9 protein-coding genes are annotated in these 10,759 nt (G+C 51.7%); 3 read left to right on the forward strand and 6 right to left on the reverse strand.

What is annotated here, in order from left to right:
• Window positions 1–853: 853 nt before the first annotated feature.
• Window positions 854–3,064, forward strand: a complete 2,211-nt coding sequence (locus LKK83_RS02375; RefSeq protein ID WP_324629188.1) for a phosphoketolase — start codon at window positions 854–856, stop codon at window positions 3,062–3,064.
• Between the two features lie 227 nt (window positions 3,065–3,291).
• On the opposite strand, the gene aroQ is transcribed toward LKK83_RS02375, so the two are convergent.
• The 4 genes from aroQ to LKK83_RS02395 form a co-directional block, all read right to left on the reverse strand.
• The gene (gene aroQ, locus LKK83_RS02380) at window positions 3,292–3,750 is read right to left on the reverse strand and encodes a type II 3-dehydroquinate dehydratase (protein ID WP_442957266.1); all 459 of its coding nucleotides are present in this window, start codon (window positions 3,748–3,750) and stop codon (window positions 3,292–3,294) included.
• A 24-nt stretch (window positions 3,751–3,774) separates the two neighbouring features.
• On the reverse strand, window positions 3,775–3,912 hold the full coding sequence (locus LKK83_RS02385) for a hypothetical protein (protein WP_324629190.1): 138 nt from the start codon (window positions 3,910–3,912) through the stop codon (window positions 3,775–3,777).
• A 229-nt stretch (window positions 3,913–4,141) separates the two neighbouring features.
• Window positions 4,142–5,398 carry a competence/damage-inducible protein A gene (locus LKK83_RS02390; protein WP_324629191.1) on the reverse strand — a complete coding sequence of 419 codons (1,257 nt, stop codon included), beginning with the start codon at window positions 5,396–5,398 and terminating at the stop codon, window positions 4,142–4,144.
• A gap of 62 nt (window positions 5,399–5,460) precedes the next feature.
• Window positions 5,461–6,504, reverse strand: coding sequence for a glycosyltransferase family 4 protein (locus tag LKK83_RS02395; protein WP_324629192.1), 1,044 nt, complete (start codon window positions 6,502–6,504; stop codon window positions 5,461–5,463).
• Between the two features lie 830 nt (window positions 6,505–7,334).
• Between LKK83_RS02395 and LKK83_RS02400 the strand changes: the two genes are divergently transcribed.
• Complete coding sequence (locus tag LKK83_RS02400) at window positions 7,335–7,994, forward strand: SDR family oxidoreductase (RefSeq protein WP_324629194.1); 660 nt, start codon at window positions 7,335–7,337, stop codon at window positions 7,992–7,994.
• Between the two features lie 129 nt (window positions 7,995–8,123).
• Here the strand turns inward: LKK83_RS02400 and LKK83_RS02405 are convergent, their stop codons facing one another.
• Window positions 8,124–9,227, reverse strand: coding sequence for a TRAP transporter substrate-binding protein (locus LKK83_RS02405; RefSeq protein WP_324629195.1), 1,104 nt, complete (start codon window positions 9,225–9,227; stop codon window positions 8,124–8,126).
• A 12-nt stretch (window positions 9,228–9,239) separates the two neighbouring features.
• Window positions 9,240–9,428, reverse strand: coding sequence for a hypothetical protein (locus LKK83_RS02410; RefSeq protein ID WP_324629196.1), 189 nt, complete (start codon window positions 9,426–9,428; stop codon window positions 9,240–9,242).
• Here LKK83_RS02410 and LKK83_RS02415 point away from each other — a divergent pair.
• The gene (locus LKK83_RS02415) at window positions 9,407–10,270 is read left to right on the forward strand and encodes an EamA family transporter (RefSeq protein WP_324629197.1); all 864 of its coding nucleotides are present in this window, start codon (window positions 9,407–9,409) and stop codon (window positions 10,268–10,270) included. The genes LKK83_RS02410 and LKK83_RS02415 overlap by 22 nt on opposite strands.
• The last annotated feature ends 489 nt before the right edge of the window (window positions 10,271–10,759 follow it).

The following is a 10,759-nucleotide window of genomic DNA, read 5'->3' on the forward strand; positions in this document are numbered from 1 at the left end:
TTTACTTTTCGGCGTTCTCTTCTAAGGCGAAAACGGCATCAGTATGGCTTCCAAACCCCAGTTTTTACAAGCAAGGTGAGGATTGCTCTTTTCCCCCGAGAACTTTGCACTGTCCAGTATATGGAAAGAACGATGGCATACCGCATCGATAGATTTTAAGTTAGCAATAATTAGATTATTGCGTTGATGCATATTATACCAAAACTATGGAAAAAATTGGCTCGATGGTCATCAATGGGTCAGATGACGAGCGAAAATTAAATATAGATGACGTGGGGGGAATTCAAAGCAGGTTTGAATCAGAGATGCAGGAGCGATCGCCATAGGAGAAAAGAGAATTAAGGTTGGCATAAAATGGTGGGGTAAAGCTGAAGGGGGTTTATACAAACGTTGGTTTTGACGTCATGGGACGATCGCGGCAGGGCACTCTTCTCGAGAGCGATCGCCACCCTATCGGAGCGCTATTGACTAATTCTATATCCTGGATTAGAAAAATCAATGCCAGGGCATTTGCTTTGTCGAGAGCCGATCCGCAATTATGACAAAAGTCAAGATTGCTTATCCCAGTGGAAGCATCGGTGTAGGGAGCGGGCCATCGAAGTTCGAGCTTTCTGAATCGTTGTTTGGCGCAAATGTCAATAGGTAAACCTACTATTTTTTGTCGATCCCTAGGGTGGTCTCGACCCAGCTTGATGGCAAATGCCGCATCTATTGGCGATTTCAGTCTCGATATAAAGCCGAAGCCATCGAGTTAAAAAACAGTCATGTTGCAAAAGTGAACGGTCCATTGTTAAAGTTATAAAACAATTGTTAAATCGAAAATAGCAAAGTCTCTTTGAGGTAATCGAAAAGCATGACTACGACCCTATCGGCAACGGCAAAAACCCCTGCATTTTGTGAGGGGATCCAATACTTTGGCGATCTATGGCCCGAGTTCGACGCCCACGGCTTTGAACCGGCGATCGCTGCGGGTGAAACCGCGATCGCCTCACCCACGGACAAAACCGCCGCATACCAGACCCTACTTGCTGCCGACGCCCTGCGCTACCTGACCCTGCAAGTCACCGCCAGCAAAGCATCGGGGCACCCTGGGGGATTTGCCAGCGTTGCTGAGGGAATTGCCGCCTTAGTCATGCTCGGCCACAAACACATCATCACTGAAGTCGGGCACCACGCTCCCGGATTTTACAGCAACATGTTCCTCGATCGCTCCCTAGAGGACATGGGCATTCACAACGTCCAACAACTGCGCGATCGCTTCCGCGAGCATAAAGGACTCCTCGGACACCTTTCCGGACAAATTCCCGGACTCCTAAACCCCGCCGGTCCTCTCGGACAAGGGCAGCACTTCGCAATGGCGGGGGCACTCCTCCATCGCGACATTCTCTTCCCCGTCACCATTGGCGACGGCGGCATCGGGGAACCTTACGTGATGAGCAGCATGGCGCACTTCCACACCGCCTATCCCGAAGTCACCAACTTCCTTCCGATTCTGGTTTGGAACGGCTACTCCCAGGAACACCACAGCATGGTATCCACCAAACCCAACGAAGAAATGATCGAATACTGGGAAGGTAACGGCTTTGAGGAAGTAATTTTAGTCAACGCCAAAGACTACGACGACGCCAACCAAAGCGGCGAATACGTGGATAGCACTGCATTTTCCTTCGCCAAACGGCTGGAATTCGCCCAAGCCATTTTGGAAGCCACGGACAAAGCCGCCAAATCGGCGATGAGCGGCTTCCTGACAGTTTTGATTATCAAACAGCTCAAAGGATCCGGGGTTCACGATCGCGGAGCCAAAGCCCATAACCTTTATGGATACCACACCCTGGACAACGAAGATATCGTCAAAGCGCTCAAACAGCGCGCCCTCGCGCCAGAAGCCTGGCAACTGGTTCGCAGCAACTTCGAGCGTTCTGCCGGTGGACCGGCAGTGCGGTTGGTGAAAACCGAATTCGAACTGCCCCTTCCAGAGTTAGGGGAACTGCCCTTACAGGAACACGCGATCGGGGGTGAAAAGAAAGTCGCCACCACGGCAATGGGAGAACTGATCGCCCATGTGGGCAAAAAAGACCCCAACTTCGTTCTCACCAACGCCGACGGTAACGCCGCCTCGGGTATCAACAACGTCAACCAAGCGCTGAAAATCATTCACCCCACAGCGGACGACCTTTACTATCAAGGGCCAACCGGGCAAGTTTACGAACCGTTAAGCGAAGACGCCTGCGCCGGGTTAGCCGCCGGGTTAGCGTTATTTGGCGCGCGCACTCTGTGGTGTTCCTACGAATCGTTTGCCATCAATGGCTTACCGATCTGGCAAACCGTGACCCAAGCAATGGCAGAACTGCGCCGCGCCACGCCTTCCACGGTGACGTTATTTACCGCCGGGGCATTAGAACAAGGGCGCAACGGTTGGACTCACCAACGTCCCGAAATCGAAAACTATTTTGCTGCCATGATGCGAAATGGCAACGTTTTTCCGCTGTTCCCCCCAGATGCAAACAGCATCCAAGCCTGTTACGAGTGGGCGTTGGAAACGAAGAATAAAGGTGTCACGATTACGGCGAGCAAATCTCCCCTGCCGATTCGCACCAGCTTCGCTCAAACCAGGCAAGCGTTGCAAGAGGGGGCCGTGGTTTTGCAAGAAACGCCGGGAGATAAAACTGTGGTGTTTGCGGTCATTGGAGATATGCCCCTGCTTCCGGTGTCTGAAGCGGCGGAGCGCCTGAGCGCAGAAGGAATCGGCTCGAAAATTCTATCGGTTGTGAGTCCGCGTCGCTTGTATCGCTCTCACGATACCGCTTGGGAAAACTGCGCCCAAGCTGAGGGGGGTTTCTTAGATGATGCTGGCTTCGAGAAGCTGTTTGGCGGCGATGCGTTAATTGGCGTCACTGGTGGCAGTTCGGCGATGTTGGAACCGATTATGTTACGCAGCACGGTGAAGCGGGATGTGTTTGCCTGGAAGCGCGGCGAAACGGCATCTAGTCCGACGCAGGTGATGGAAATTAACGGGTTGACGCCGGAAGCTTTGGCGAAACGGGCCTGCGAGTTGCTGGGTTGATCGGATTGCGGTGCTGACGCTTTGGCGTCAACACCGTTTCCATTGCCGTTTGCAAGGTAGTAGGGGGTGCGATCGCGCGCGGACAGCCTGCACTGTCTGGTGCCCCCCCTGCGCGGGGTTATTGGCCCTCGCTGTGCTATCTACCTCGGGGCAGAGTCTCTAACCATCAAAATCCGGGTGAGTTTTCCGCGCAACTCACCCAGGAATTCAACCGCCAATCTCGCTCCCTAGGAGTCGGGTTGCGATCGCTGTAGATAATTAACCAGTGCATGAAGACCCAGGCGATAACTGTCTGGGCCGAAACCGCTAATTTGGCCGATCGCCACTGGAGCAATATAGGAATGGTGGCGAAACGCTTCTCGGCGGTAAATATTACTTAAGTGGACTTCAACCGTGGGAAGATTAACAGCCGCGATCGCATCGCGGAGGGCGACACTCGTATGAGTATATGCACCTGCATTAATCAAAATCCCATCGTGAGTGTCTCTGGCGTCATGGATTTTATCCACCAGAACTCCTTCGTGATTGGACTGCAAAGCAGACAGCCGAACATTTAACCTTCGCGCATCATCTTCTAACACTCGATTGATGTCCGCCAAAGTCGAATCACCGTAAACCCCTGGTTCTCTTTGACCCAGGAGGTTTAGGTTTGGGCCGTGCAGTACCAATATGTTTGGCAATCGCAACTGACTCCCCTTAACAACTGTGCCTTACCGACGCCGACGCGGTTCGTTAACTGGAATTGGAATCGGTTCGGGTTCAGGCTCAGCCTCAGGACCGAGAAGGGCTTCAACGATTTTACGCGCCCACTCTTTCAGTTTTTCGATTAGGGTATCAATATAATCCATTGAAAAGACAGCTCCTTTTGGTCCAGGCCATCCTTCTGCCACAGGGCAGAAGTTTTATCTCTTTAATACGATCATAACGAATCCTGAAAAATGAGCAAGTACACTTAAGCGATAAATCCGACGGTTTTGACGAAATTGGATCCTCTTTTTGCCCCGCTCTGTCCATATCTAGGGCACTTTATCAATTTTCAACCCCATATCTAGGGTTTTTGGCGGGTTCCCGAAAATGTTAAGAATCGCTTAACATTTTTCTTCGCAGGCGATCGAGTGCGGAGCAAGCACTAAAATGCCGAATCAAATCCCGTCCGTGCAACGCCCCCAAGCGATACTCAAAACTCTCCACCTCATCACTCGGTCCGGCGACACCGATATAAACCAACCCCACCGGTTTAACCGCCGTAGCGCCACCCGGACCGGCAATCCCAGTAATACTGACCCCCCAACTCGCCCCCAACCGCTGGCGCACGCCGGTTGCCATTTGCTTTGCCACCGTGGCACTCACCGCACCTTCCTGGGCTAAATCCTCCGCATTCACCCCTAACAGGGAGACTTTCACCCCATTATCATAAGAAATCACCCCGCCCAAGAAATAGTCAGAACTGCCCGGAACTGCCGTCACCATCTGCCCGAGACCCCCACCGGTGCAAGATTCTGCCACGGCGAAGGTTTGCCCCTGCTGTTGCACCAGACGTCCCACCACCGAAGCGAGAGACTCCTCATCGGCCCCGAAACAATCTTCGGCGGCGATCGCCCGGATTTGCTCCTCCACCGGGGAAATTCGCTCCATCGCCGCCGCCTCCGACGTGGCGCGCACCGAAATCCTCAGTTTCACCTCTCCCCGACTGGCATAAGGCGCAACCGTGGGATTGTCCATTTCCAAAAACTCCCCCACCTTCTGGGCTAACGCCGACTCAGAAATTCCCCAAAATTTCAACGTGCGACTGTAAATTATTTCCCGACCCCAGCCTTGTCCCTGCAAAAAAGGCACCGCCGTCTCCTGCCACATTTGCTGCATTTCGCTGGGAACGCCGGGAAACGTCAACACCGTCAAATCTGTCCGAGGTTGCCAGATAATCCCCGGCGCGGTGCCGGTCCGATTCGGCAACACTTCCGCCCCTTGGGGAATCAAAGCTTGTTTGCGATTGCTCGAGGCCATTTTCCGCCCCCGCGAGGCGTATTTTTTCGCGATATCTTCGAGCACTTCAGGGCGCTCTACCATCGGCACCTGAAAATAATCCGCCAGGGTTTGGTGGGTCAGGTCATCCGGCGTCGGACCGAGACCCCCCGTAAATACCAGAATTTTTGCGTGGCGGTCCACGGCGTCACTCACCGCCTGATGAATCCGTTGGGGATTATCTCCCACCACCGTTTGAAAATAATGAGGGATACCGAGACTGGCAAACTGCCGCGCTAAAAACTGAGCGTTTTGGTTCAGAATATCTCCCAGCAGCAATTCCGTGCCAACACAGATAATTTCAGCACTCATGGGATGCGATCGTTTAGAGTTTAGGATCGAGACGTTAGAACAATCCAACCTCTACCATAACCCTATCGCGCGTGTTTCATAACTTTCCAACTGGTATAGCTTAATAAAGCGGTGGCACCAAGAGCGTAGGCAATGCCGCTGGGAATGCCGGCAAATGCCAGGGCTAAACTGCCCACCCAGAGGGTCAGGGAGTAAATAAACAACACCGTCAAGCGATGGGACAGGCCGGCATTGAGCAGACGGTGGTGCAGGTGACGCTTATCTGCGGCGAAGGGGGATTTACCATTGCGGATGCGATCGAGAATCACCGCTGACATATCCAAAATCGGCACTGCCAAAATAATGTAAGGCAGAACCACTGCAGTGACGGCGGTGGTTTTCACTAAACCAATCACCCCCACACCGGCGAGGGTGAAGCCGATATAATAGGCTCCTCCATCGCCCATAAAAATCTGAGCTGGATTAAAGTTGTAGCGCAAAAATCCCAAAGTGGCACCAGCGATCGCTGCCGCAATCAAGGCGGCGGCAGGTTGATCCATAAAAAGACTAACAATCAGCATCACCACGGCGGCAATCCCTGAGACTCCCGCCGCTAACCCATCTAACCCATCGATCCAGTTAATAGCATTGGTCATGCCCACCAACCAGAGAATGGTGATGGGGAAGCTCACCAGGTCCGGGAATTGCACCAATCCGACAAAGGGAATGGTCATAAATTCGATTTGAACCCCCACTTGCCAAGCGGCACCGGCGCATAGGGTTTGCAGGAGCAATCGCAAAAAAGGAGACAGACCGAATAAATCGTCTGCCAACCCAATCAAGAAAAAAGCCAAACCGCCGATGGTGACGCCCCAAATTTCATATTCTTTCTGGGGGGGCAAAACGCCGAACCCCCCGGACCACCAGACAATTAACAGGGCGACGAGGGTACCGAGAAAGATGGACACACCTCCCAAGCGTACCATCGGTTGGCTGTGTACCTTGCGTCCTCCGGGTAGGTCTACGCGGCCACTTTTGAGGCCAATTTTTCTGACGAGTGGGGTCGTCCCAAGCACAATCGAGGCGGAGACGATAAAGGCAACCAGATGGTAGAGCTGGTAAGGCATCTGAAATACTCTCTTGGTGCAAAACAAAAAACTTCTCAGGGAAATTCTATCTACATTTACTACATTTGAATGAATCTGGCTACGGATGAATTGAGGAGTTTGGCAAAAAAGTTGGGGATTTGGACTAAAATGCGAGCCAAAATGCGATCGCGTCAGGGTTGAGTTCCTCGCATCGTGAGGGGTCTGACCCCTTAGCCACCCGAGGCATTAAGTGTTTCTTTTAAGGTCAAAAATCCCTCAGCAATTGCGAAAAAATAATCTCTGCGCAAATGAATCTGCATGGAAAAATGGGTCGTGCTTGCTAAGGGGGAAAACGGCTGATTTCCCCTACTGGCAGTATTTGTAGGAGAAAGGCGGTAGGGGTTTGGAATGGGGCAAGGGGATTGAGGCGATGAATTTCCCCGGGGTGGGGGTTGCGATCGCGATCGCACCATTTCCCTCCGGCGATCGCAGCGTCTCTCTGGAAAAGGTTTTATTATAATAGTCAAACTTCAAGGGGTGTAACCACCGAGGAGAACCCGCAAATGACACCAACCCATCACAACAAAACCCATACAACCAAACCCTTATTACGTGAAAACCCATTCCACACCTATCGCGATCCGAAAACGGGAAAATGGTTGGTAATAGACAATCCCAAACCCACCGACCCTCGCATTTTCAAAAATCCAAAATCTATTTAAGCGGGTCGGCATCCCTATAGGGCAAACCCCCTTAAGCCACGTTATTGTGGGAATCGGTTCGCGAAGCGCAAACTTCCAGAAAGCTACCGTCACCCAATTCAATGGCTAACAGCTTAATAAACGTAAACTTTATTAACCCAAATTATTATGGCAACTTATCTTGTCACCGGCAGCAATCGCGGCATTGGTTTAGAATACTGCAAGCAGTTACAAGCACGGGGGGAAACGGTAATTGCCGTCTGTCGTGACTCTAACGAGGAATTGGATAAATTGGGCGTCCAAGTCTACACTGACGTAGACATTACCTCCGATGAAAGTATCGCCAAGCTGGTGCAGCAATTGCAGGGAACCTCTTTAGATGTTTTAATCAACAATGCCGGCATTATCGAAAAAAATACCCTCGATCGCTTAGACTTCGATAGCATTCGGCGGCAATTTGAAGTCAATGCATTGGGACCATTGCGCCTGACTTGCGCCCTGTTGCCGTTTCTCAGTGCTGGGTCGAAAATTGCGATTATGACCAGTCGCATGGGGTCGATTGGGGATAATACCTCGGGAGATTCCTATGGCTATCGAATGTCCAAAGTTGCGGTAAGTATGGCCGGCAAATCCCTGGCGATCGATTTGCAACCGCGACAAATTGCTGTAGGAATTTTACATCCCGGGTTAGTCAGCACTCGCATGACAAACAACACCGGCATGTCTCCAGCAGAAGCGGTTAAGGGACTGCTGCAACGAATTGAGGAATTAAATCTGGAAAACACCGGCACCTTTTGGCACTCCAATGGCGAAGTATTGCCCTGGTAAAAAAGCGAGCAACTTCCGTAATAAGTTGGTCGAATTACTTTGGTAAAGCTCAGTAGAGACGCGATTTTAAAGCGTCTCTACTGGGAGGATTGACCGCGAGCCTTGGGAACGCATTAAAAGGGTGGAAGTTTACTGAGAAAAGGCAAAATTGGCAAAGCTCAATTCATTAACTGACGACCACTGATAAATATTATCTCTAAACTGCTTCCATTCCTCGTAAACCCCTTTAAAGGTTGGATCGCTGCTGGCATTTTCCTCGTATAATTCAAACGAAGCTTGTTGGGCGGCGGCCATAATTTCGGGAGAGTAGGCTTTTAATTGAGTGCCGCCTTGAATCAAACGCGCTAAAGCCTGTTGATTGAGCGCCTCATAGCGAGCTAACATATTCAGATTGGCTTCGTAGGCAGCGGTTTTAAAGATTTCCTGATATTCTGTGGGGAGACGTTCCCACTGCGATCGGTTCACCAATACTTCCAAACTCGCGCCCGGTTCCCACCAGCCGGGATAATAATAAAAAGGTGCGGCTTTATGCAAGCCGAGCTTTTCGTCATCATAGGGACCGACCCACTCAGCGGCATCGATCGCCCCGCGTTCCAGTGCCAGAAATATCTCGCCGCCGGGGAGCACTTGAACGTTGACGTCCAAGCGGTCCATCACCTGTCCGCCCAATCCCGGAATTCGCATTTTTAGCCCGTTGAGGTCGCTGAGACTGCTAATTTCACGCTTAAACCAGCCGCCCATTTGCACCCCAGTGTTGCCGGCGGGAAAATTAATCGCGTTAAAGTCGGCGTACACTTTCTGCATGGCCTCGAGTCCGCCGCCATGATAAAGCCAAGCGTTTTGCTGCTGGGCAGTCAGACCGAACGGGACGGTGGTGGCAAAGGCTAAGGCAGGATTTTTGCCGATGTAATAATAACCGGCGGTATGGCCGCATTCTACAGTGCCGGCTTGCACCGCATCAAGCACTTGCAAACCGGGGACGATTTCACCGGCAGCATAGGGGGTGATGGTAAATCGTCCGTTGGTCATTTGTTCCACGCGCTGACAAAGGGTTTGCGCCCCGCCGTAGATGGTATCGAGGGATTGAGGCCAACTGGTGGCCATTTTCCAGCGCAGGGTAGGCAAACTATCGCCTTGGATCGCCGGACCTTGGGCGGCGGGGCGACAGGAACCGAGGGCGGCGGCGCTGGTGGCACCGATCGCCGCATGACCGAGAAGCTTTCGACGTTTCATAGTGATGGATTTTCACGAGTCGGGGCAAGGGTTGGGCAATCGCCGGGACTTTCCGCAGGGCGATCGCCTCGGGAAATGATAGTCTCGTACAGATTGCACCCGAATTTCGATTTTATCAGAGGGCGATCGCCATTTCCCCGGCAGACCCTCGCCTTCGTTCACTTTTTCCCCGATGGCTAATGCTTTGGTTTTTTCTAGCACTTTCAACTGCTTTTTTTACCTCGATTAAGGATATCTTTGGTAAAAAAGCACTCAACAATATCGACTCTTTTGTGGTGGCTTGGTCCTGGAGTTTTTTTACTGCCCTGTTTTTACTGCCGGTGCAACTTTGGTTCGGGCTGCCTACGTTTGGCGATCGCTTTGTCTTAGCCCTGACGGTGGTCAGTATCCTGAACACTATTGCTTTTACCCTTTACATAAAAGCAATTAGCCTGTCTGATTTATCCCTCACCCTCCCGATGATTGCTTTTACCCCGATTTTTCTGCTGGTTACTTCGCCAATTATTTTAGGCGAATGGCCGAATTTAATAGATGGATTGGGGGTAGTCACCATTGTGGCGGGGTCGTATTTATTAAATCTCAAAGAACGGTCTCGAGGCTATTTCGCCCCCTTTGAGGCCCTGCTGCGAGAACCGGGTCCAAAATTAACCCTGTTGGTGGCATTTATTTGGAGCATTACGGGCAATTTCGATAAAATTGGCGTGCAAAATTCTTCTCCTTTGTTTTGGGTCTTTGCTATCTTTGGAACCATTAGCTGTTTGCAGCTTCCCATTGTCTGGAGTCAATCGGCGAATCCGGTAAAAAAAGTACGGGACAATCTGCCCGGGTTGAGCATGATGGGGGTTTGTACGGCATTGGCGGTGTTTTGTCAGATGCAAGCGTTGCAGTTAACTCTGGTGGTGCAGGTGATTTCGATTAAGCGCACCAGTGTGTTGATGGGAGTGGTGTGGGGCAAGCTATTTTTTGACGAACAAGGAATTAAAGAGCGATTTAGCGGTACGGTAACGATGCTGGTGGGGGTGGCACTGATTACGTTATTTTAAAATGCGGTGGGGCGATCGCAACGTTTTGAGCGGGGTCGAACTTCTGCTTGGCGCTCAAAGCACTAGCAACCGCCCCTACTATGGGATCGGATGTCGGATCCCTGGGGGTGGGGGTGAAGGGGCGATCGCGGTTAAATCCGAGTCACCACCGGTTTCGTTTCGCCTGCGGTGGTGATAAAATCGAGCGTAGCGATTGCTGGGGTGAAGAGAGAATGTGGGTCGCTTTCCCACAAGACCGAGGGCGTTTCCCGCTACCCAACCGGGCAAGCGACATTAGGCGCGTGCTTCACTACCAGCGAACCAGCACCAGTCTACTGGTGTAGGGGGATGGGTAACTGGATCCGTAGTGCCTGAGAAGGTGCAGCGGCCTTATTTTGCCTTACCCTTCGCTGCATACAATGGGAAGGTAGAAGTGCGATTCGTTCCCGCAAAAGTGGAGGGTAAATGCCCGAAACGTAAGCGGGGCAAGGAAAACAGTCCCTAAAGGCT

It is taken from the genome of Phormidium sp. CCY1219, from assembly GCF_035615515.1.
Taxonomy (GTDB): domain Bacteria; phylum Cyanobacteriota; class Cyanobacteriia; order Cyanobacteriales; family Laspinemataceae; genus CCY1219.

Bases quoted from the DNA above. Each gene is read 5' to 3' on its own strand.
- LKK83_RS02375 (WP_324629188.1), top strand. From the start codon at position 854: ATGACTACGACCCTATCGGCAACGGCAAAAACCCCTGCATTTTGTGAG.
- LKK83_RS02385 (WP_324629190.1), bottom strand. From the start codon at position 3,912: ATGGATTATATTGATACCCTAATCGAAAAACTGAAAGAGTGGGCGCGT.
- LKK83_RS02390 (WP_324629191.1), bottom strand. From the start codon at position 5,398: ATGAGTGCTGAAATTATCTGTGTTGGCACGGAATTGCTGCTGGGAGAT.
- LKK83_RS02395 (WP_324629192.1), bottom strand. From the start codon at position 6,504: ATGCCTTACCAGCTCTACCATCTGGTTGCCTTTATCGTCTCCGCCTCG.
- LKK83_RS02400 (WP_324629194.1), top strand. From the start codon at position 7,335: ATGGCAACTTATCTTGTCACCGGCAGCAATCGCGGCATTGGTTTAGAA.
- LKK83_RS02405 (WP_324629195.1), bottom strand. From the start codon at position 9,227: ATGAAACGTCGAAAGCTTCTCGGTCATGCGGCGATCGGTGCCACCAGC.
- LKK83_RS02415 (WP_324629197.1), top strand. From the start codon at position 9,407: ATGCTTTGGTTTTTTCTAGCACTTTCAACTGCTTTTTTTACCTCGATT.